Source organism: Paenibacillus sp. JNUCC 35 (genome assembly GCF_058269095.1).
The window spans coordinates 3,436,706-3,459,385 of sequence record NZ_CM177771.1 but is presented as its reverse complement, the minus strand read 5'-3'; the positions used below and the strand labels follow the sequence as shown (position 1 = coordinate 3,459,385).

At 57.0% G+C, this 22,680-nt stretch carries 18 protein-coding genes and 1 pseudogene; 17 read left to right on the top strand and 2 right to left on the bottom strand.

Going from position 1 to position 22,680, the window contains the following annotated elements; genetic code table 11:
- Positions 1 to 127: 127 nt before the first annotated feature.
- Positions 128 to 868, bottom strand: a complete 741-nt coding sequence (locus tag AC2TF6_RS15680) for an SDR family NAD(P)-dependent oxidoreductase (RefSeq protein ID WP_369996195.1) — start codon at positions 866 to 868, stop codon at positions 128 to 130.
- 134 nt (positions 869 to 1,002) lie between these two features.
- On the opposite strand from AC2TF6_RS15680, the gene AC2TF6_RS15675 reads away from it, so the two are divergent.
- From AC2TF6_RS15675 to AC2TF6_RS15655, 5 genes and pseudogenes are all read left to right on the top strand, one after another.
- Positions 1,003 to 1,899, top strand: coding sequence for a LysR family transcriptional regulator (locus tag AC2TF6_RS15675; RefSeq protein ID WP_491307541.1), 897 nt, complete (start codon positions 1,003 to 1,005; stop codon positions 1,897 to 1,899).
- Between the two features lie 463 nt (positions 1,900 to 2,362).
- Positions 2,363 to 3,580: a 5-aminolevulinate synthase gene (gene hemA, locus AC2TF6_RS15670; protein ID WP_491307540.1), complete on the top strand. Its 1,218-nt coding sequence runs from the start codon at positions 2,363 to 2,365 to the stop codon at positions 3,578 to 3,580.
- A 66-nt stretch (positions 3,581 to 3,646) separates the two neighbouring features.
- On the top strand, positions 3,647 to 4,144 hold the full coding sequence (locus tag AC2TF6_RS15665; protein ID WP_491307539.1) for a GNAT family N-acetyltransferase: 498 nt from the start codon (positions 3,647 to 3,649) through the stop codon (positions 4,142 to 4,144).
- A pseudogene (locus tag AC2TF6_RS15660) lies at positions 4,144 to 4,428 on the top strand (Gfo/Idh/MocA family oxidoreductase); the annotation flags it as partial. The gene AC2TF6_RS15665 and the pseudogene AC2TF6_RS15660, both read left to right, overlap by 1 nt.
- Before the next feature lie 860 nt (positions 4,429 to 5,288).
- Positions 5,289 to 6,464: an MFS transporter gene (locus AC2TF6_RS15655; RefSeq protein ID WP_491307538.1), complete on the top strand. Its 1,176-nt coding sequence runs from the start codon at positions 5,289 to 5,291 to the stop codon at positions 6,462 to 6,464.
- A gap of 76 nt (positions 6,465 to 6,540) precedes the next feature.
- Here AC2TF6_RS15655 and AC2TF6_RS15650 read toward each other — a convergent pair whose 3' ends face one another.
- Positions 6,541 to 7,362 (bottom strand): MBL fold metallo-hydrolase, encoded by an 822-nt coding sequence (locus AC2TF6_RS15650; RefSeq protein WP_491307537.1) that lies wholly within the window; start codon positions 7,360 to 7,362, stop codon positions 6,541 to 6,543.
- 174 nt (positions 7,363 to 7,536) lie between these two features.
- On the opposite strand from AC2TF6_RS15650, the gene AC2TF6_RS15645 reads away from it, so the two are divergent.
- From AC2TF6_RS15645 to opp4C, 12 genes are all read left to right on the top strand, one after another.
- On the top strand, positions 7,537 to 8,832 hold the full coding sequence (locus AC2TF6_RS15645) for an MFS transporter (protein WP_491307536.1): 1,296 nt from the start codon (positions 7,537 to 7,539) through the stop codon (positions 8,830 to 8,832).
- 266 nt (positions 8,833 to 9,098) lie between these two features.
- Positions 9,099 to 10,769: an ABC transporter substrate-binding protein gene (locus tag AC2TF6_RS15640; protein WP_491307535.1), complete on the top strand. Its 1,671-nt coding sequence runs from the start codon at positions 9,099 to 9,101 to the stop codon at positions 10,767 to 10,769.
- A gap of 15 nt (positions 10,770 to 10,784) precedes the next feature.
- The gene (locus AC2TF6_RS15635; protein ID WP_369996204.1) at positions 10,785 to 11,711 is read left to right on the top strand and encodes an ABC transporter permease; all 927 of its coding nucleotides are present in this window, start codon (positions 10,785 to 10,787) and stop codon (positions 11,709 to 11,711) included.
- A gap of 43 nt (positions 11,712 to 11,754) precedes the next feature.
- Positions 11,755 to 12,663, top strand: a complete 909-nt coding sequence (locus AC2TF6_RS15630; protein WP_491307534.1) for an ABC transporter permease — start codon at positions 11,755 to 11,757, stop codon at positions 12,661 to 12,663.
- A gap of 35 nt (positions 12,664 to 12,698) precedes the next feature.
- Positions 12,699 to 14,780 carry an ABC transporter ATP-binding protein gene (locus AC2TF6_RS15625; protein WP_491307533.1) on the top strand — a complete coding sequence of 694 codons (2,082 nt, stop codon included), beginning with the start codon at positions 12,699 to 12,701 and terminating at the stop codon, positions 14,778 to 14,780.
- 41 nt (positions 14,781 to 14,821) lie between these two features.
- A complete protein-coding gene (locus tag AC2TF6_RS15620; protein ID WP_491307532.1) occupies positions 14,822 to 15,391 on the top strand; it encodes a GNAT family N-acetyltransferase in 570 nt (189 codons plus the stop codon).
- A 17-nt stretch (positions 15,392 to 15,408) separates the two neighbouring features.
- Positions 15,409 to 17,052: an ABC transporter substrate-binding protein gene (locus AC2TF6_RS15615; RefSeq protein ID WP_491307531.1), complete on the top strand. Its 1,644-nt coding sequence runs from the start codon at positions 15,409 to 15,411 to the stop codon at positions 17,050 to 17,052.
- Between the two features lie 15 nt (positions 17,053 to 17,067).
- Positions 17,068 to 18,480 carry an amidohydrolase gene (locus AC2TF6_RS15610; protein WP_491307530.1) on the top strand — a complete coding sequence of 471 codons (1,413 nt, stop codon included), beginning with the start codon at positions 17,068 to 17,070 and terminating at the stop codon, positions 18,478 to 18,480.
- 130 nt (positions 18,481 to 18,610) lie between these two features.
- Entirely contained in the window at positions 18,611 to 19,621 is a 1,011-nt protein-coding gene (locus AC2TF6_RS15605; protein WP_491307529.1) for an ABC transporter ATP-binding protein, read from the top strand.
- Complete coding sequence (locus tag AC2TF6_RS15600) at positions 19,618 to 20,637, top strand: ABC transporter ATP-binding protein (RefSeq protein WP_491307528.1); 1,020 nt, start codon at positions 19,618 to 19,620, stop codon at positions 20,635 to 20,637. Before AC2TF6_RS15605 ends, AC2TF6_RS15600 begins: the two co-directional genes overlap by 4 nt.
- 49 nt (positions 20,638 to 20,686) lie before the next feature.
- Entirely contained in the window at positions 20,687 to 21,640 is a 954-nt protein-coding gene (locus AC2TF6_RS15595; RefSeq protein ID WP_491307527.1) for an ABC transporter permease, read from the top strand.
- A gap of 12 nt (positions 21,641 to 21,652) precedes the next feature.
- Positions 21,653 to 22,567, top strand: coding sequence for an oligopeptide ABC transporter permease (gene opp4C / locus AC2TF6_RS15590; protein WP_491307526.1), 915 nt, complete (start codon positions 21,653 to 21,655; stop codon positions 22,565 to 22,567).
- The last annotated feature ends 113 nt before the right edge of the window (positions 22,568 to 22,680 follow it).

The window sequence follows — 22,680 nt, the reverse complement described above, 5'->3', positions numbered from 1 at the left end:
CAGTTGAATGACCTGATGAATGAACTTTCAAGATAGTCCGGGACTGAAAACCGCGTCCAGCCTAGTAGACCGATCTAACCAATATTCCTTTATATATTATTCATTATAGAAGCTTGGAACTCTAAAGCTACAAGGTCTGCCCGGCATCTGCCGTCAAAATCTGCCCCGTAACCGCCTCCTGCTCCAGAAGGGAGCAGATGATTTGGGCGATGTCTTCGGGGGTCGCAATCCGCTGGAGCGGAAGTTTGCCGATGAGGGCGTTCATCGTTTCTTCGCGGCCTTTCCACCAGCGTGTCGCTACCGCGCCCGGCGCGACGCAGTTCACGCGGATCTCCGGCGCAAGCGCTTGGGCCAGGGATTTGGTCAGCCCATGGACGGCTGCTTTCGACACGGCGTAAGGGATGGAGGAGCCGAGACCCGTAAGTCCGGCTATGCTGCCGACATTGACGATGGCGCCGCTTTTGTTCTTTTTCATCCGGGGAGCGGCGGCTTTGGCGCAGGTAAACATGCCTTTGACATTGACCGCATACAGTTCATCCCAAACTTCCTCCGTGGCCGCATCCAAATCGCTCATCGGGATATGCCGGGTGACGCTGGCATTGTTGACGAGCAGGTCGATGCTCCCGAACCGGGCGGCAATCAGTTCCGCAAGCTCCCTGACTTCGCTTTCCCGGGTCACATCCGCTTTAAAAGCGGCGGCACGCCCACCTTCTTCGGCAATCATCCGCACGGTGGATTCCGCATCCTCTCCGGATTGCGAGTAGCTGATGGCGACGATGGCGCCCCGTCTGGCCAGTTCAAGACTGGTCGCTCTGCCGATGCCGGTACCCCCGCCTGTTACCCAGGCGACTTTATTTTGCATGAACATGTACGATCACTCCTTCAAGGAATTCAAATCAGGCTTTCTGTATCCAGTTTAAAGGAAATGAGCAATTTCATATACTTGAATGTTTTGAAGAAATCGTTCAAAATAATTGAATGAGGTGGAAGGAGGAACGCCGGTTGGATTTCAAAACGTTAAAGTCCTTTCAAAAAATCGTCGAACACGAAAACTTTGCCCGTGCGGCCGAAGAACTGTCTTATTCCCCGTCTACTGTCACTACCCAGATTCAGAAGCTGGAAAGTGATCTGGGCGTGCTCTTGTTCGAACGCGGCAAAAAAATTGCGTTAACCGAAGCGGGCCGCCTCTTTTATGAACAAAGCATTCCGATCCTGCAAAGCATGGAGCAGTTGCAAAAAACGCTGGGTGATCTCGCATCGGGCGAGGCGGGGCATGTAAGGGTCGGGGTTACGGAGCCGACGGCCAGTCACCAGTTTCCCGGACTGATCCGGCGTTTTACGGATGTGTACCCGAACATTCGAATCTCCGTTGAGATAGCCGGGACGTCTGTTTTGACGGATAAAATCCTTAAAGGCGAGCTGGACTTCGGCCTAGGCTCGTTCCCGGATTCGGCTGCTCAGCTCCATTTCGAGCCTCTGTTTACGGAAGAGTTTCTCCTGCTTGTGCCTCAAGATCACGCGCTGGCCCGGGCGGAATCGGACTCGGTGACGCTGGGTCAGCTTCGCGAAACCCGTCTGCTTATTACGGCACAGTCGTGTCCTTACCGCAGAAAGCTGGAGACGGCGCTCCGGGAAGAGGGAAGCTTTCCGCCGGATACGATGGAGATCGGCAGCATGTCCGCGCTGAAACATTATGTCGCCGAAGGCCTCGGCGCAGCGCTTGTCCCGAGGATGGTGCTCGATCCCTTGCCGGAAGGCACGTTAGCGCTTCCCATGGAGGGCAGCGGAATTAACATGACGTGCGGCCTGATTTGCAGATCGGCTGATCTGCCGCTAAAGCGAGCGGGAAAGAACTTGTACGACTTTCTGCTGCACGAGTTCACCCGCCAAAAGGGATGACGCTCCTGTTCATTCCGGCTTGCCTTCTATAAATCGTCAAAACAAAAAAACACCGAAGGGCGGTGTTTTTTTGTTTTTCCTCCGGAAGGTTTATACGAGGGGTTGTAAGTCACCCGAGGCCCGAAGAGCGGACGTTAGTTAAGATCCCCGAACCGGAAGAAGAGCCGGGATCGCCATAAATTAACCGTTATCTTGGAAATTAACGAAAAGTTAATTCCGTGAAGAAGCTCCTGTAATCTTGTCACGTTAAGATGGAAGAAGCAGAGAATTAACCTTTGTATAATTATAGTTTCCGTATGTTGTTCCAGACTAAGCAGTTTGAGTGGAAAATATAATTGACAGAATTGTACAAATTTACAAAAAAACTCTTGATTGTTATATCCGAGTTAACCTATACTATTAATTGGATAGGAGATCCACATGATATAAAAATATACAAATCATGAAACTGGAGGGATGAAAGATGTACACGGAAATTGCTGAAAGCAAATTGAACCAATTGAAAGAAAGCGGCCAATATCGCGAGTTTGTCACCATTAACCGGCTGCGGACAAAATACCCTATGGCTCTTGTCGATAACCAGGGAGATCACCCGGTGGTCGTATGGTGCAGCAATGATTATCTCGGTATGTCTCAACATCCAGTTGTTATCGAAGCGATGCACAAGGCAATAGAATTGTACGGAGCCGGCTCCGGCGGTTCCCGGAATATCGGAGGTTCTCACCACTATTACGCGGAGCTGGAAGCTTCGCTGGCGGAATGGCACGGCAAAGAAGCGGCTCTCGTATTCCCGACGGGCTACGGCTCCAACGACGCCACGCTCCAGTGCCTGGCGCGCATCTTTCCCGACAGCATCATTTTCTCGGACGCTTTGAATCATGCTTCCATCATTAACGGAATTGTCAGCTCCAAAACGGAAAAAGCCGTTTTCCGGCACAACGACGTGCAGCATCTGGAAGAACTGCTGGCCGCCCAGCCGACCGACCGGGCTAAAATCATCGTGTTCGAATCGGTGTACTCGATGGACGGGGATATCGCGCCGATCCGTGAAATCGTGCGGTTAGCGAAACAATACAAGGCCCTCACGTTCCTCGACGAGGTACATGCCATCGGGATGTACGGACCGCGCGGCGCGGGAATCGCGGCCCAGCTCGGCGTAGCGGACTCCATCGATTTTATCCAGGGAACGATGGCCAAGGGCATCGGGATTATCGGAGGCTACATAACGGGTTCGGCACCGCTGATCGACAGTGTGCGCTCCTTCGCCTCGGGCTTCATTTTCACAACGTCCCTGCCTCCGGCCGTAGTAGCGGCCTGCTACGCCAGTGTGGAGCATTTGAAACATTCGGATGCGGAGCGCGGCGCACTTCACGCCAAGACGGCCCTGCTGCGCAATGCGCTGGCCGAGGCCGGCATTCCGGTGATGGAATCCAGCGAGACGCATATTCTTCCCGTTCTGGTCGGGGAGGCGAAGAAATGCAAGCTGGCTGCGCGCAGACTGCTGGAGAAGCATCATGTTTACCTGCAGCCGATCAACTCGCCGACAGTGCCGGTCGGTACGGAGCGGTTCCGGGTGAATGTGACTCCGAATCATACGGAAGAGCACATTTACGAACTCGTAAACGCCTTAACCGAAGTGTTCGAGTATTTCGATATCAAAACGCTGGCTTTGAAAGCCTGACCCGATCTTCCGGTTGAAAGGTCGGTTCCGTCAGCCTGCCAACAGAAGAAACGGGAGTGAATCGGCATGAATACGAGTCTGACCCTGCGGATAAGAAGGGCTTCGTTGGAAGATATAGGTGAGCTTGTGGAGCTCCGTAAAATTTTGCTAAGCCGGGGCGAGGGGCATTATGTCTCCCGCTCCGCCGAAGAAGACCTCGCCTGGCAGTCGGAGTACCGGAATTGGCTTCGAGCCAATCTGAAGGAAAACGACCGCATACTCGTGGCGGCGGCGAGTCTGGACGACGAAGAACGAATTTGCGCCTGCGCTATCGGCATTATCGACGACCGGGCGCCGATGAAAGGCTGTCTGAACGGTAAAGTCGGCTGGATTCAAACTGTGGTCGTTCATCCGGACAAGCGGCGCCAAGGACTGGGCGAAGGGATTATGAATTATGTTTTATCCTGGTTCCGTGCCAACGAAGTAGGAAAGGTAACGCTCCAGACGACCCCCTCCGCCAAGCGGCTGTATGAGAATTTGGGCTTTTCGGAATCGGGGGAAGATCTTCTGATCAAAGAATTTTAATGATTTCCGGGAGGACGCGTATGAACGTACTAATTATCGGACTGGGCTATGCGGGAACCCGCTTCTCGCAAGCCTTCTCCAATCTGGACCCGGCGGTGACGGGAAATGAACCCGTTGAGATCGCTTATGTGAACCGCAGCCCGAAATCGAACGGCTACCGGTATTTTTCCGACATAGAGACGGCACTGAAAGAATTCGAGCCTGCCGTAGTCGTCGTAAGCGTAAACGACGAATATCATATCGAGGTAATCAAACAGCTCCGGGGCTACCGCGGATTCGTTATTTGCGAAAAACCTCTGGTGCACCCTCAGGACGATCTCAAAGAGGTGGAGGCCAGCTTGGAGCACACCTCGGGATTCGCTCTGGACCTAGTGGAGCGGTACTCGGATGCCTCGATCACATTGAAGCAGTATGTGAAGGATCATAATTTGCGTCTCGTACGCGCCAACTTTTACTGGGGAAAGGACCGGATTAACGACCACAGGCCGACAAGCGGGGTGATCAGCGAGATTATTCATCCGCTCGATCTCGTGCAGTGGGTGAGCGGCGGAGATGCGGAGCTGGAGTTGAAGGATCTGCAGGGCATCCGCTCCGATTTCTCCATTTCCGGAACGGCTGTGCTGGACAGTGCGGCGATAACCGCCAATCTGGCGGGAGCCGTCGTGACGGGTTACAGCAGCTTCGTCAATATTCTCCGCAAGCGGGAGGTTGATCTTGTCTTCGCCTCGCCGGCGAATAAGCTGATTTTCGCGACAATGATTTTTGACACGCCGGTCTGGGATATCGATTATTTGCGGATTTGGGAAAAAACGAATACTGGAGAAAGCGTCATCGTGGATCTCAAGACGGAAATCGACGAAAGCCGTCCGGAGCTGAACACGATCCGCAAGTTAATCCGGCTCGTCGGCGATGCTGCGGGGTTTGCCGCTTCAGGGGCGGAGCCTTCCCAGCCTTTCGCGGATTTGCCAAGCTCCCTGAAACTCCAGAAGCTGCTCAATACGATCGACGCGGACGCGAGGACAATCGGCCCTGTACAGTATGTCGTCGGCTCCGAACGGGAGTTTTTCAATGATGAAACGAACTGGGAACGCCTCGGCTGAGCTTCCGGGTCTACCATCGAACAAGATAAGCGAGGGAGATTTCCATGCAAAAAGTTTTACTGCTTACCATCGGCATGTTCGCATTGGGCTTTGACGCCTACGTGGTGGCGGGTCTGCTTCCCGCAATCGGATCGGACTTTGCCATCAGCGCATCGCAGTCCGGTCAGGCCGTAAGCGTGTTTACGCTCTGCTATGCACTGGCGGCGCCGGTATTCGCCACGATACTGGCCGGCAAGCCGGTAAGGCGCATACTCCTGCTGGCACTCGTCGTGTTCACGCTGGCCAACGCGGGAACGGCTCTTGCGCCGACCTATACGCTTCTGCTGCTCTCCCGCGCGATTGCCGGGATCGGAGCGGGCCTGTATTCGCCGCTGGCGGCGGCAGCTGCGGCGGCCCTCGTTTCCAGCGAGAAACGGGGGAGAGCGCTCGGCATGACGCTGGGCGGAATGAGCATGGGGACGGTCATCGGGGTCCCCGTAGGGCTGCTCATTGCCGAACAGATCGGCTGGCGGGGAACGCTCTGGGCCGTAACGGCACTCGGCGTCATCGCGATAATCGGCATTACCGCTTGGTTTCCGAACTTTCCGGCTGCGGCTCCGCCGTCCCTGCGTCAGCGTCTTGTCATGATGACGAACGGGCGTGTTGCCGCGACTGTCGGCATCACATTTATTACGAGTGTCGCCAGTCTGGGGCTGTACACGTACGTGGCGTCCGTCCTGCAGGATCTGGCTGACATCCAGGCTATCACGCCGTACTTGTGGGCGTGGGGAATCGGCGGAGTCATCGGCAGCTTTTCCATCGGGACGCTCATTGACCGTACGGGCCGCCCCGGGCTGCTGATGACCGTGATTCTGGCGCTGATGGCGCTGGCAGTCTTCGTCCTTCCGGTCGGGATTCACTACACGCTTGCCGCTTTCGTGGCCTTCGTCGTGTGGGGGGCGACCGGCTGGGCTTCTCAGGCTCCGCAGCAGCATGTGCTCCTCGTCCTTCAGCCTGAACACGGGCCGGCCGCCGTGGCGCTGAACAGCTCCGCGAATTATCTCGGCAGCGCGGTAGGCTCCGCCCTTGGCGGCGCGGTTCTGCTCGCGGGGCTGGCACCCGGCCAGCTGCCGATCGCGGCAGGCGCGCTGATTGCGGTGGCGCTGCTCGGGCAGATCTGGATCGTCTCGCGCAGCCAGGGCTTCGCCAAAGCCGGCCGGGAAGAGAAGATCCAGTCTTGAGCGGGATCGCGTGAGCGCGAATGCAAAAAGACCTTTCAGTCGCTCAGCGGCATGAAAGGTCTTTTTGTCGTCCGCGCTAGCCGCCGGCGTACTCCCTCCGGACGATCCGGACGTTCTCGTCGTGGCAGCCGTCCGTAAAGGCGGAGCGGTAAGCGTGCGCGTCCCGGAGCGCCAGCAGAGCGTCGCCGTCGTCAGCCTGAACGGCCCCGATCAGGCTTGCGAGGTACCGGTCCGCGAGCTCCAGCCGGCGCTCCATTTCGCGGACGTCTCCGGTCGCCTGCCCGTGTCCGGGGACAAGCAGCTCCAAGTTATGGGCGCCGTAAATGTGCCGGACAGTGTCCAATGTCCGCTCATATGCTTTGGCGCTGTCATAAATGAAGGGCAGCTCGAAGTCCGACAAATAATCCCCGGCGATCAGTACGCCTAACGGCTCGACCACGGTCATCAGCCCGTCAGCCGTATGACCGGGTGCGAGATAGAAAGTCAGGCGGGTTTCTCCGAGCTGGAACACTTGGCCGTTTCCGGCCGCTGCGATATCAACATGCGGGAACTCCACGGGATAGCCTCGGTCGATATAGTGGCCGGCATCGAACGAAGTGATGAGGGCCAGCTTTTTTTCTTTGTCCGGGTGGTTCAGCAGTCCTTCGCTTCCGATCGTGACAGCCCCCGGGAACGCCTTATATCCGATGATATGGTCGAAATCGCCGTGGGTAAACAGCACGTAAACCGGCCGGTCGCCCCGCACGGCTTCGACATGCTGCCGGATTTCTTCGATCTCCTGAGGCAGCCAGTTCGGATCGGCGATCAAGACGAGATCATCTGTCACGATTACGGTCGAGGTTGTTTTGTATATCGCGCTTTGAAAGACAGTGACATGTCCGCTCTGGTATTGGATCATACGTTTCACAATCTCCTTGCTCCATGGACGATTTGCGCCCGGCATTTAAGAGAAATTGTAGCATCCAAAGACGGAGAAAGAAACCGGGCGGACTTATCTTTTGAAAGAAACCTTTTATTCACCGCCGGATGAAAAAAGATACCGCTTACCAGAGAAATGAGTTATGCTAGGAGCATGACGAACTTTCTAAACGAATGGAAAACCCAACTGCTCCAATACAGCCGGAACATTCGTCTTTTTTTCGTGTTTATTTTCGTGTGGAATACGGGTCTCGGCATGTTCGGGCTCGTGTACAATTTGTACGTCCGCGCTCTTGGCTACGATCAGACGATGGTTGGACAGTTGGTCGGGATGACGGCCATAGCATCCGCAATCATATTAATCCCGGCGGGAATAATGAACGACAGATTCGGGCCCAAGCGGATCGTATCCGCCGGTCTCTTTTTTGTGCTGCTGGCACTCACGGCCCGCTCTCTTTTCGAATTTAAAAACGCCCTGCTCGTTACTTCGTTTCTCGGCGGAATGTCGCAGGCGGTCGTATCGGCTACGATTATTCCTTTTATGGCCAACAATTCGACACCCCGGCAGCGGGTTCACTTGTTCAGCTTCAACATGGCGCTAAGTATGTTCGCAAGCGTGGCGGGAAATATGCTGGGCGGCGTTTTGACGGACATGTTCCAGTTTGCCTTCGGCATCTCGGAAGTGCTCAGCTTGAGAACGACTTTGCTGATCGGCGTCGGGACGATGGCGCTCGGACTCATTCCCGTGCTCTTGTATACATCGGAAGCTTCCGGAGAAAAAGACGAAAGGGAGGATAAAGGGGCCGGTCCTAAACCCGGCTGGCGGCAAACGGCATCCAGGCACAAGTCTTCGCTGCAGATTATCGGGCTGTTTGCGTTTCTGAGTCTGCTGTCATCGACGGCGGGCGGGATGATCGTGCCTTATTTGAACGTGTATTTCGAGGACAGGTTCGATGCTTCCAAAACGATGATCGGCTTCATCGTGTCGCTGGGTCAAGGGGCTACCGCGCTTGCTTTTCTGCTCGGCCCCGCCATTGCGCGCAAAATCGGCGAAGCGAGAGCGGTCGTCCTGCTCCAGTTGAGCTCGATTCCTTTTCTGCTGATTACGGCGTACTCGTCTAATTTTACACTGGCCAGCGTAGGATACTTGTTCAGACAGGCGCTTATGAATGCGGCGAATCCTTTTTACAGCACGATCAAAATGAAGTATGTCGACCGATCGATGCGGGGACTTGCGTCCAGCTCCGGGGAAGCGATGTTCAATCTGGGCTGGTTTCTGGCCTCTCCGGTCAGCATGGGACTTGTGGCGACGTACGGTTCTTACTACGGCTATGCCTACGCTTTCAGCATTACAGCCGTCGTTTATACCGTGATTTGTATTCTGTTTCACGTGTTCTTCGGCAAAGAACGCTTCAAGCCGGTGGAGGAAGCCGAGCAGGCAGCCGGGTAACAGCCGATTTGATCGGGATGCTTCCGAAAGGAAGTGTCCCATTTTTTTATTTACACGTCTTGATTTCCAAGGATTGACAGAAGTAAGAGGGATGGCTATAATCATAACATACTAATATTATCGGTTTAATCAGATATCGACCAGGTCACTGGAGATACGGTCTTTCCCGGAGGGAAGCTGTGTCTCCTTTTTTTGTGGGACAGGATAAGCCGGCACCGGGAGAGGCGGCAGAGTGCGACTTAAACTTAATGAAATGGAGAGGACTTATGATTTCATCCAGACGTAATTTTCACAAGGCAGTTTTGGCTGTACTTATTCTCGCGATCGTGTCCGGCTGCGGGGGAAACGCGGGGAATACCGGAAGCGCAATCCCTCCGGCCTCTGAAAACGGAGCAGCCGGGCAGCCGTCCGCCGTTCAAGGCGGCACGTTTACGTACGCGCTCGCCGGATCGCCGTCCGGACTCGATCCTAACGTGGTGCCCGCCGCACTCGATTACCGGGTTATGCGCTCCATTTACGACAGTCTTGTCGTCCAGCTGCCCGATCAGTCCATCAAACCGTGGCTCGCCGAGGAATGGACGGTTTCACCCGACGGAAAAGCGTATACGTTCAAGCTGCGCAAGGACGTTAAGTTCCATGACGGAACGCCCTTTAATGCGGCTGCCGTTAAAGCGAATTTCGACCGGATCGTGAATCCGGCTACCAAATCCAGGTTCGCCGTCACCCTGCTGGGTCCTTATGAATCGTCCGAAGCGGTTGACGAATACACCGTAAAGGTGCGGCTGAAATCGCCTTACAGCGCGTTTCTGAGTTCACTCAGCCAGGCTTTTCTCGGAATCGTTTCACCGGCGGCTGCCGAGAAATACAAGGACCAGCTTACCAAAAACCCCGTAGGCACCGGCCCATTCAAATTCGTGAGCTGGACCGAGAATTCGGCCGTCACGCTGCAGCGCAATCCCGACTACAAATGGGCGCCGGAACTGGCGGCCAATAAAGGCGCACCGTACATAGACAAGCTCGTATTCAAAATTATTCCCGAAGAGGCGACCCGGATCGGCAGCGTTCAAAGCGGGCAGGTTTCGGCCGGAGAGACGGTGCCTCCCCAGAATTTCATCTCTTTGAAGAAAGACCCGAACGTGCAGCTTTTCCAGGCGGAGTCTACGGGCATTCCCTACACGCTGATGCTCAATCAGGATCATGCACCTTGGAACGAGCTGGAGGCCCGCAAGGCCGTCCAGCTGTCGATCGACTTCGATGCCATCGTCAAAACGCTGTATCTGGGCGCGTATACGAGAGCCTGGTCTCCGCTGACTCCGTCCGTGCTTGGCTACAATCCCTCCTTGGAAGGGGCGCTCAAACCCGATCCGGACGAAGCGGGCCGCCTGTTTGACGGACTGGGCTGGATTAAGGGGGCGGACGGAATCCGTGAGAAAAACGGCAAGAAGCTGACGATCCGTTACATCGACGCATCGCCGAACAGGGAGAAGCGCAACGACATTGCGGCGATGATCCAGCAGCAGCTGAAAAAAGCCGGAATCGCCGTGGAAGTGGAAATTTTGGCCGATACGACGACAGCTCTTATGGTCAAGGGGACGAATGATCTGGTCGGCGTCAGTAATGTTTCGGGCGACCCGGACATTTTGCGGAGTTTTTTTCACACGAATGCCATTCCGAAAGACGGGAAGTGGGGGCACAACCACACCCACAAATCCGATCCCAAGCTGGATGCCTGGCTGGAAGAGGGGCTTAGAGAGCAGGATCCCAAGAAGCGGGCGGAGATTTACAAGCAGGTTCAATCGTATCTGATCCAAAATGCTTACGGATTCCCCGTGTACGTATTTCCGTATACCGTCGCAGCCGGGAAAAACGTGAGCGGACTTAAATTCGATTCGCTGGGATATCCGTTGTTTTACGATGTAAGCCTGAAAAAATCGTGACGGGGGGAAACCGGGTTGATTTACGCCATCGCAAGAAGACTGGTCTCTTCGCTGCTTGTCATAGGAGGCGCTTCGGTTCTCGTCTTCTTTATTCTGTACCTGCTCCCGGGAGATCCGGTGGTGATGATGCTGGCCGGGACGTCCGCTTCTGCGGAGACGGCAGCGAATCTGCGGCATCAGCTGGGCTTGGATCAGCCCGTGATCCGGCAATTTCTCGTCTATGCGGAAAATTTGCTGCGGGGGGATTTCGGGAAATCTCTCGTTAACGACGACCCGGTGCTCCCCAAAATTTTGGAGCAGTTTCCCGCAACGGCGCTGCTTACCGCAGCGGGTACTTTCCTGGCGGTTGTGACGGGAATCTGGCTCGGCGTGCTTTCGGCGGTTCACCGCAACAGCTTCATTGATTTCCTGGCCCGCATCGTGTCGTTGTTCGGAATTTCCATGCCGACCTTCTGGTCGGGCATCCTTCTGATCCTCGTTTTCTCCGTCCGGTTGAACTGGTTTCCGGCCGTAGGATCGGAAGGGTGGGAGTCGCTTGTTCTGCCGGCGGCTGCGCTTGGACTTGTGGGATCGGGTTTTATCGTGCGCATGGTACGGAGTTCCATGCTTGAGGTTATGAATGAACCGTTTATTACCACTCTGCGTTCCAAAGGGCTTAGCGAAAGAGTCGTCATGTACCGGCATGCGCTGCGCAGCGCCCTCATTCCGGCTCTTACCATGATCGGTATCCAGATCGGAGAACTCATGGCCGGGGCCGTCGTGATCGAAACGGTCTTTTCCAGACAGGGAATCGGCAGGCTGCTGGCGGGAGCCATCCTGTCCAAAGATCTTCCGGTTGTACAAGGCGTCGTTTTCTTTACCGCAATCGTGTATGTCCTTGTAAATGTGCTGGTGGACTTGTCCTATGCTTTCATCGATCCCAGAGTGAGAAGGGCTGTCTGATGCAGGCGGCCGACAAAGAGACGCGTGAAAAGGGGGGAGAGGTATGAAAACCGCAGCCGAAGTAAACTACATGCCGGAACAGCTCACCCGGGAGCGGAGCCGGGAACCGAAACAAAGACGGAGAATGCCGGGCTTTTTGCGCCAAGGGGATCTTCCGTATTATGCGGCGCTCTTAATCGTCTCGGCGATTGCGCTCAGTGCAGTCGTTCCGCAATGGCTGGCACCTTATCCGCCGGCGGAAATGAATGCGGACGCCCTGCTCCAGAAGCCGGGCGCCGCCCACTGGTTCGGGACGGATTACTATGGAAGGGATATGCTCAGCCTTCTCATATACGGGGCCAGAGATTCACTTCTGATCGGCGCAGGCTCCGTTCTCATCGGAGGGGCCGCAGGCATGCTGATCGGCAGTCTGGCCGGTTACATCGGAGGCTTCGCGGACGGAATGCTCATGCGGATCATTGACGTGCTCATGGCCATACCGAGTTTGCTGCTGTCACTGGCCATTGCGGCCGCCTTGGGGCCGAGCCTGCTCAACATTGTGCTGGCCGTCAGCGTGTCGCTGGTGCCCAGATTTGCCCGGGTTGTCCGCAGTCAGGTGATCAGCATCAAAAGCCGTCCCTACATCGCTGCATCCCGGTCGATCGGCGCGGGCGAAGGTCATATTTTCGTGAAGCATGTGCTTCCTCACGTCTTTTCTCCGCTGCTCGTCATGGCGACGATAGGAATCGGATCGTCCATCCTGGTCGGCTCTGCGCTTAGTTTCCTGGGGCTGGGCGTGCTTAAGGAGATTCCGGACTGGGGAACGCTTCTTTCGCAGGGCAGAGGTTATTTGACCGTCGCCTGGTGGAATGCGACTTTTCCGGGACTCGCGATTACACTCCTGGTGCTGGCCGTCAATCTGGTGGGAGACCGCTGGAGGGACGCCCTCGATCCCAAGCGGCATGCAAAATGAACGGGAGAAAAACCCGGAGGGGGGAGGGGACGATCATGGCAAAGCCGATTCTGGAAATTGACCGGTTGAGGGTGGAATTTACCAAAGAAAACGAAAGCCTGACGGCACTATCGGAAGTCAGCCTGCATATCAGGCCCGGCGAGACGCTCTGTCTGGTCGGGGAATCCGGCAGCGGCAAAACGATTTTGTCCAAAGCGATCCTCCGTCTGGTGGAGTTTGAAGGGGGGCGCATTACGCATGGCACCATCCGGCTGGGACAGGAAGACGTAACCCGGCGTCCGCAGAAGCAGATGGGCGCAATCCGCGGAAGGAAGGCCGCGATGGTTTTCCAGGAGCCGATGGCGGCGTTTGATCCGCTTTTTCCGGTCGGAAAGCAAATCGCCGAGGCGTATCTTCGGCATAACCGCGTCTCCTATAAGGAGGCGCGGGAGCACGCAGCCCGTCTGCTCGGCAAAGTCGGCATTCCGGAGCCCGGCCTGCGGATGAAGCAGTACCCGGGCGAGCTGTCCGGGGGAATGCTCCAAAGGGCGATGATCGCAATGGCGCTGTCCTGCGCTCCTGATCTGCTCATTGCCGACGAGCCGACAACGGCACTGGACGTAACGATCCAGTCGCAAATCTTGACCCTTCTGAAGGAGATCCAGAAGGAATACGGCATGTCGATCCTGTTCGTCACGCATGATCTGGGCGTGGCGGCCGAGATCGCCGACCGGGTTGCCGTCCTGTATGCGGGCGGAATCGTCGAGATCGGTGAGGCGGATGCATTGTTTCGGACCCCGCTGCATCCATACACCAAGGGGCTCATCGGCTCCGTCACGGGTTTGGAGACGCCAAGGGGCTCCCGGCTTCCTTCCATTGAAGGAAGCATTCCCTCGCTGGCCGAGCCGCCGACCGGCTGCCGCTTTCACCCCCGCTGCCCGCATGCCGTCCAGAGGTGCGCGCAGGCCGCACCGCCTCCGGAAGAGATCGCGGGACGCGAGGCGGCGTGCTGGCTTGCCGGGGAACTCCGGCAGAAGGAGGATGCGCAGGCGGCGGAAGCCTCGGCGGACGTCGTCCGGGGGCGTGTGGAGTTCACGCCCGCCGTGATCCGGCCCGACGCCGCCGTTTCCGCTCCGCCGGAGGAAAACACCGCAGGCGAAATCTCCGGCGATCGGACGCCGCTGTTTTCCGTCCACGGCTTGCGGAAAACATACCGGCTCGGAGGCGGGTTTCTCCGCCGGCCCAAAGGGTCGATCTATGCCGTCGACGACGTCACCTTCACGATCCGGGAAGGAGAGACGTTCGGTTTGGTCGGCGAATCCGGCAGCGGCAAGTCAACCCTCGGCCGGACGCTGCTTCATCTGGAGCCGCCTACGGAAGGCGAAGTTCTTTTTGCCGGCAAGGAGCTTTCCGCCATGTCTGCCTTGGAGCTGCGGAAGGCGAGAAAGCAGATGCAGGTCATTTTCCAGGACCCGTACGGCTCGCTCAATCCGCGCTGGACAGTGGGGCAGTGTATCGGCGAACCTTTGGCGGTTCACGGGACGCACCAGGGGAAGGAGCGCAGGGAGAAAGTCTCGGAGCTGCTGGTTTCGGTCGGGCTGCCCCCTTCGGCAGGCGAACGGTATCCCCATGAATTTTCGGGGGGACAGCGTCAAAGGATCGGCATTGCCAGAGCGATGGCTCTGCAGCCTCGGTTTATTCTGGCCGATGAGGCCGTATCGGCTCTGGACGTATCGGTGCAGGCCCAAATTCTGAATCTGCTTCAGGAACTCCGGGAGAGGGAGAATCTCACGTATCTGTTTATCGGGCACGGTCTTCATGCGGTCCGGCATATGTCCGACCGCATCGGCGTGATGTACCTCGGCAAGCTTGTGGAAACGGCTCCGAGCGACGAGTTGTTCCGCCATCCGGCCCATCCTTACACGGCCGCTCTGCTGGCATCCGTCCCGAGGCGCGACCGCAGCGGCTCACCGGAGAGGATCCGGCTCGCGGGCGAAATTCCGTCCCCAGCCAACCCGCCATCCGGCTGCCGGTTCCACACGCGCTGTCCGGCGGCAACGGCGCTGTGCCGGGAGGTTCAGCCCGAATGGATAGAGGTAGGCCCGGGACATACGGCGGCCTGCCATTATCCGCTGTAAAACGGTCTGCTGCTGCAGGTTCTGAAGGCGAGGTGACGACAATGAGAGACATTTTCCGGCTGGCGGAGGAAAGCGACACCGGACAGCTGTTAACGCTTATCGAGGGGGCTTATCAAGCGATCCGGGACCTGAACATCGACTTCAGGGCGACCCGGGCGGATTACGAGTTCGTTCGGACAAACAGCGAGGAAAACGCGTGCTACGTTCTGGAGCGCGGCGGACGGATAAGCGCAACCCTTTCGCTGAAATACATGGAAGAAGTATCCGTGTATCCGTTCTTGTTTATGTTTGCCGTTCACCCGGCGGAGCAGTCCCGAGGGGTGGGCAGCCGCCTGCTCCGTTACGTGGAGGAAGAAATCGTGCGGGATACGCTTTTGTCGCCCGCTTCGACGCTGGCTACTTCACGTAAGCATCCGTGGCTTCTTCCCTTTTACGAGCGGAAAGGCTACCAGCCCTTCTACGAGAGGGATCTCGGGACCGACGACCAACTGGTTTTCATGATCAAAAACCTTCGGAGCGGGTCCGGCACGGACCGTGAAGACCCCGTTCATTCGTCCGGCGAGACGGGAGCAGAGCGGTTTTCTTTTCCGGGGAATCTAAAGAAAATTTGAAGTGGAGGAATGTTACGGTGAAAAAAAGACATCGGGTTACTTGGCTGATTGTACTGGCCGCTTTCATGACCGGCTTATCGGCCTGCGGGGCGCCTGCCGCCTCTCCGGCCTCGTCGCCGAATCCAGGGGGAGAGCCCGGCAAAGGAGCGAACTCCGGCGAAAAGACCGTGTACATCGGCATTGTGAACGCACCGATTACGCTCAGCCAGATTAACGACCAGGGCGACTCCGCCTCGGACAATGTGATCGCGCTCCTCAACGATTCGCTGCTGAATCTGAACGAGAAATTTGAATTTACTCCGAAGCTAGCGGAGTCCGTCGAGACGAAAGACAACCAGACCTTCGTCGTGAAGCTGAATCCATCTGCGAAATGGAATGACGGTAAACCTTTTACGACGGCCGATGTCGCTTTTACGCTCCAGACCGCCCTGCACCCGAAAGTCGAGACGTACTTTAAGCTGAATTTTATCGAAGGACTGAACAATGCGGGTAAGCTGGAGGAAGGAAAAACGGAAATCAGCGGCCTCAAAATCGTGGACGATCACACATTCGAAGTGCGGACGAAGACACCGGTCGATCCACTTCTTTTCAAAGAACGGTTCGGAACGAAAGTATTTTTCCTGCCGAAGCACATCCTGAAAGACGTTCCCCCCGAACAGATCGCGACTCACCCCTACTTCCAGAAACCCGAAGTAACGATCGGGGCGTTCAAATTCGCCAACTTCGTAAAAGGCCAGTATACCGAGGTGGTCAAAAACCCGAACTATTATTTGCCGCCGGCCAAGCTCGACAAAATCTTTATTAAAGTGCTTCCGGCGGCCAATCTGGTGGCACAGCTGCAAACGGGCGAAATTCATATGAATTCGCTGCCTGTCGGTCTCATTCCGATCACGGAATACGAGAAAGTAAAGGCGCTGCCGAACGTGGAACTTACGACGAGCAATCCTTCCATTCCGCCCGAACTCTTCTTCAACACGGCCAATATCGGCGATTCCCGCGTGCGCCAGGCCTTCGCTTACGCGATCAACCGCAAGCTTATTGTCGATCAGCTTCTGAAAGGCCAGGGCGAAGTGATTGACGGCGGCATTCCGAGCTATCATCCCAATTTCAATAAAGACATCCAGCCATACCCCTACGATCCGGAAAAGGCGAAAAAGCTGCTCCAGGAGGCGAAATGGGACACGAACAAGCCTATCCAATTCCTGATTCCGGTGGGCAATAAAGTGCGCGAGCAGGCGGCGGATATTCTTGTCCAGAATTTGCAGGCCGTCGGTTTGAAGGTTCAGGTTCAGAAGTATGATTTTGCCACGCTGATCCAGAAGGTGCGCAAAAAAGAGTTTGATCTTACTATTTTCAACCGGGACTTTTATATTGAACCGAGCTCGTATTTCACTTTGTACAAAAGTGACAGCTCAAGCAATTACTACAGCTACAAAAATCCGAAGGTGGATGAACTGATTACGAAAGGGGAGACGGAGTCCGATCCGGCGAAGCGGCGGCAGATCTACAACGAGCTGCAGGCGGTCATCCATGAGGATGTGCCTACGCTCGCGGTTTACTCGGAGAAGCGTCTGCTTGCCGTATCCAAAGACGTTCTCGTCGGAAAACCCCGCGATATCGGGATGTACAACAATTCGAACGAGTGGGATTTGAAAAAATAGAAAGGCGTGAGGGCTATGGGAAAGCGGCACTTGGTGGAGTGGCTGGACGGCCATGAGGAAAAATTCGAAGAGCTTGCGCTGAGGATCTGGGAACAACCTGAAGTCGCTTATACGGAGGCGTACGCCTCGAAGCTGCAAGCCGCCGTGCTGCAGGAAGCCGGATTCGCGCTCCGCTCCGGTATCGGGGGCGCCGCCACGGCGTTCGTTGCCGAGTTCGGCAGCGGAAAACCCGTCATCGGCATCCTCGGGGAATACGACGCGCTGCCCGGCTTGTCGCAGAAGGTGAGCGCCGAACGGGAAGCCCTCGTTCCGGGCGGACCCGGACACGGATGCGGACATAACCTGCTCGGCACGGCCGGTGTGGCCGCCGCCGTTGCTTTGAGCCGCCGCATCCGCGAAGAGAAGCTCCCGGGTACGATCCGGTATTATGGCTGCCCGGCCGAAGAGGTCATCTCGGGCAAAACGTTTATGGCCCGGGAAGGCGTATTCGATGACCTCGATACGGCGCTCACGTGGCATCCCGGCAGCTCCAACATGCCGTGGAACGTGCCGACGTCGGCTCTTACGTCCGTGGAGTTTTCTTTCAAAGGCCGGGCGTCCCATGCGGGAAGCTTCCCGCATTTGGGCCGCAGCGCGCTGGATGCCGTGGAGCTGACGAACGTCGGCGCCAATTATTTGCGGGAGCACGTGGTGGACGGTTCGCGGATTCAGTACACGATCACGAACGGCGGGCAGGCTCCGAATATCGTGCCGGAAGACGCGAGTGTCTGGTATTTCCTGCGGGGCTCCAGCCGGGATCACGTCGACGAGCTGCTCCGGCGTTTGCAGAACATCGCCCGCGGAGCCGCTCTGATGACGGAAACCGAGGTGACGTGGGAGATTAAGGCGGGCGCCTACGATCTGAACGTCAACCATACGCTCAACGACCTGCTTTACCGACAGAAGGATGAGGCGGGCCCGCTTTCGTTCACGGACGAAGATATCCGTCTGGCTTCCGCCCTCGTGGATACGCTGCCTCCGGACCTCCGGGAGTCGGCACTGAGGCGGCGGGAAGAGCTCGGACTTCCCGCCGGGGAACTGCTGCCGGCCGGTTTCGTGAACGTGAAGCCGGCGCCCAAAACCTTCGGCGGAGGCTCGACGGACGTCGGCGACGTCTCGTGGATTACTCCGGTCGGGCAGATCATCACCACGTGCGCGCCGTTTGGCGTGCAGGTGCATACGTGGCAGGCGACGGCGTCCTTCGGCTCGCCGATCGGCCTCAAAGGCATGCACCTTGCGTCCAAGCTCCTGGCGCTTGCGGCCTACGAGCTGCTGACGGACGGCGGGGTGCTGCTGGCCGAGGCCAGGGCGGAGTTCCTGCGCGCCACGAACGGCCGCAGGTATGTGCCTGCCATACCCGGTGACGTTAAAGCGCCGGTGCTAGTCTGAATACTCCGGTGCCTGTCGGACGCTTCGCACGGCTATACCCCATGCGGATGATTCACCATGAGGCGCCTCATCGCGCATGGCGGGCTCGCGGGGCGGGAACTGCAAATTATATCCGAGGAGAGGTGAATGTATGCTGCCCGTGCTGGAAATCCACCGTCTTCAGACCGTTTTCAAGACGGGACAAGAAGAAGTAACGGCCGTAGATGAAGTCAGTTTTCAGCTTCTGCCCGGCGAAACGGTCGGGATTGTCGGCGAGTCCGGCAGCGGCAAAAGCGTGACGGCCCTTTCGGTCATGAGACTGCTGGGCAGAAGCGGCCGCATCGAGAAAGGGGACATCCTTTTCCAGGGAAGCAACTTGGCGCTGTCGTCGGATCCGGAGCTGAGACAGCTCCGGGGACGGGACATGTCGATGATTTTCCAGGAGCCGATGAGTTCGCTTAATCCGGTTTTTACGATCGGAGAACAGCTTCTGGAGGTCATCCGGCGGCATATGGATTTCTCCCGCAAAGAAGCGCGGGCCTATGCCATTGAAATGCTCGGAAAAGTAGGACTTCCCCGCGCCGAAGTCCTGATGAAATCGTACCCTCACGCATTGTCCGGCGGCATGCGCCAGAGGGTCATGATTGCGATGGCGCTCGCCTGCAAGCCGAAGCTGCTGATCGCCGACGAGCCGACTACGGCGCTGGATGTGACCATCCAGGCTCAAATTCTGGAGCTGATGAAGCAGCTTCGCGAAGAGAGCGGGGCCGCCATCCTGCTGATCACGCACGATCTGGGTGTCGTCGCCGAGATGGCGGACCGGGTGGTGGTGATGTATGCGGGCCAAATTGTGGAGGAGGCGGATGTTTTTACGCTGTTCCGAGAGCCGCTGCATCCGTACACAAGAGGGCTGCTCAATTCCATGCCCAGAATTAGCGGAGAAGGCGGACAACTGGAGGCGATCCCGGGGACGGTGCCCTCCCTGAACCGCATGCCGGAAGGCTGCCGGTTTCATGCCCGGTGTGCGTGGGCTTCCGCCGTTTGCACGCAAGAGCAGCCGGAACTGACCGCTCTGGAGGGAGGCCGCCGGGTCCGATGCTGGGTCTCCCAGGTGGAGGGCAGGCTGCCCGAAAAGCCGGTCCGCAAGGAGGCTGCCTTATGAGCGGCCGGCCTGAAGTAACTGCTGCGGACGATGTGCCTCTCCTTAAGGTCGAGCATCTTAAAACGTACTATCCCGTCAAAAGCGGCGTTTTCTCGCGTACGACAGGCTACGTCCGGGCGGTGGACGATGTAAGCCTGACTATCCGCAAAGGGGAGACGCTGGGTCTTGTGGGAGAATCCGGCTGCGGCAAATCGACGATCGGCCGTTCCATCGTGCGGCTGGAAAACCCGACTTCCGGGCGGATACTTTTTCGGGACGAGGATATTACGACCAAGACCCGAAGGCAATTAAAGCCGGTAAGGACGCGGCTGCAAATTATTTTCCAAGACCCGTACTCCTCCCTGAATCCCCGCAAAAGAGTAAGCGAGCTGCTGTCCGAGCCGTTTATCGCCCACAAGCTTGCGGATAAAAAAGACATTCCGGCGCGCGTCGGCCGTCTTCTGGAACTGGTAGGGCTTCCCCGCGGTTCGGGAAACCGGTTCCCGCATGAGTTCTCGGGAGGGCAGCGGCAGAGAATCGGCATCGCCAGAGCGATTTCGTTTGAACCGGAACTGATCGTGTGCGATGAGCCGGTTTCCGCACTCGACGTGTCGATCCAGGCCCAGATTCTGAATCTGCTCGGCGATCTGCAGAAGGAATTGAAGCTGACCTATTTGTTCATCGCTCACGGGATAGGGGCGGTCAAGTACATCAGCACCCGGATCGCGGTCATGTATCTGGGTAAAATCGTTGAAATCGGAAGCAAAGAGGAGCTGTTCCGGAATCCGAAGCATCCGTATACCCGGATTTTGCTGAATGCTTATCCGCCGCCGGACCCGGAAGCGCGTTCGGCGGGCCGGATCTTGATCCGCGGCGATGTGCCGAGTCCGGAACATCCGCCGTCCGGCTGCCGGTTTCATACGCGCTGCCCGTATGTCCGGGACTTGTGCAGAACGGCCGAGCCGCCGCTGGGCGCCGAGTCTCATGCCGCCGCCTGTCATTTTCCGCTCGATGAAACGGCAGATCACCTGTTTTGAAATAAGAGGATAACGAGCTGGCGGCAAGAGAAAGGAGGGAGCCTCGCTTATGCTTCCGTATACGATCCGGCGGATTCTGATTGCGGTTCCCGTATTATTCGGCATCACGGTCATTAATTTCTTCCTGATCAACATGGCTCCGGGCAACCCGGTCGACATGTTAATCGATCCGACGATGCCCAAGGAGCTGCTGGACGCGCGCAAAGAACTGCTGGGCCTTAACGATCCTCTGTGGATGCAGTATGTCAAGTGGCTCGGCGGCCTGCTGCACGGAGAACTGGGCTATTCGTTCAGCTCATATGCCCCCGTAAGCACTATGATCGCCGAAAGACTGGGGCCTACGCTGGGGCTTGCGGCGGCATCGCTGGTTCTCGGCCTGCTGATCGCCGTTCCCGTCGGCATTATTAGCGCGGTCCGACAAAATACGAAGTTTGATTATGTCATGACGGGTCTGTCCTTTATCGGGACCTCGATCCCGCAGTTTTTTTTCGGACTCAGCCTGATTTATATTTTTGCCGTCCAGTTAAGAATTTTGCCGACGGGCGGAATGTACACGTTGGGAACCGGCGGAGGCGTCTGGGATCTGATCCGTCATATGATTCTTCCGGTCTTTGTGCTCGGCGTTTTCATCGCCGGCAAGAAGGTCCGGTACGTGAGGGCGAGTATGCTTGACGTGCTGAAGCAGGATTATTTGCGGACCGCCCGGGCCAAAGGGCTGCATCCTTTTATCGTCACGAACAAGCATGCGCTCCGGAACGCGCTGATCCCGATGATTACCGTCATCGCGATGGAAATTCCTCTTCTGCTCGGTGGAAGCATTCTGATCGAGCAAATTTTCCAGTGGCCGGGGATCGGCCAGTTGACCATTCAATCGATACTTTCCAGGGATTATCCCACTCTCATGGGGCTGAATCTGGCGGCGGCTTGTATCGTTCTGGCAACGAATTTGTTGACCGATCTTCTGTACTCCGCAGCGGATCCGCGCATTCGTTACAATGGATAGGAGGTGGAAGTTGTGGCGCTGACCGAATGGAAACTGGGCGAAACGAATTTCCGCAGCGGCACGGCAGAGACGGAAGCCGAGTCCGATTCGCCGCGGCCGTGGCGGCAAGCTTTACGGAAGTTCAGACGGCATAAGCTGGCCGCAGCCGGATCTGTCGTGACTCTGCTGCTGATTGCCGCGGCTCTGCTTGCTCCGGTTATCGTCCCGTATGATCCGAAGGAAGTGACGGGCGTTTTCTCGGCTGCTCCTTCCGCGGAGCATTGGCTGGGTACGGATCAAGTCGGCCGCGATGTATTCAGCCGATTGGTTTATGCGACCCGCGTTTCACTGATCGTCGGTTTCGCTTCGGTATTTCTGTATGTGACATTCGGGACGCTGGTCGGTCTGGTTTCGGGTTACTTCGGAGGCTGGCTGGATATGGTGATCATGCGGATAACGGACATGTTCTTGGCGTTTCCGTTTCTTATGGTCATCCTGGTTGTCGTTGCCGTACTGGGCTCGGACATGCGTACGATCATTCTGGTTCTGGCTTTGTTTTCGTGGCCGGGCGTCGCCCGTCTGGTCAGGGGAAGCGTTCTGACGATCAAGCGGCTCGATTATGTCAGAGCGGGCATAGCCCTGGGCTACGGCACACCCCGTATCCTGCTGCAGCATATCCTTCCGAACGCGGCCGGCCCCGTTATCGTCCAAGCTACGTTCGGCGTTGCTTCCGCCATTATGAGCGAGGCGGGACTCAGCTTCCTGGGCATGGGCGTCCAGCCGCCGACCGCCAGCTGGGGCAATATGCTCACGGACGCCCAGTCCCTGACCGTGCTGACGGAACAGCCCTGGCTCTGGATTCCGCCGGGTGCGATGATTCTGCTGGTCGTTCTGAGCATAAACTTTGTCGGGGACGGACTGCGTGATGCCCTGGATTCCCAGCCATAATCGAGTGTATCCGCACGAGCCTCTTTTCCCGCCTCCGGCGGGATGAGAGGCTTTGTGAGGATGTGCGCTGCCGCCCGCTTCCCGGAGTTTCGGAGAAAAAGGCTTTTTGCGAT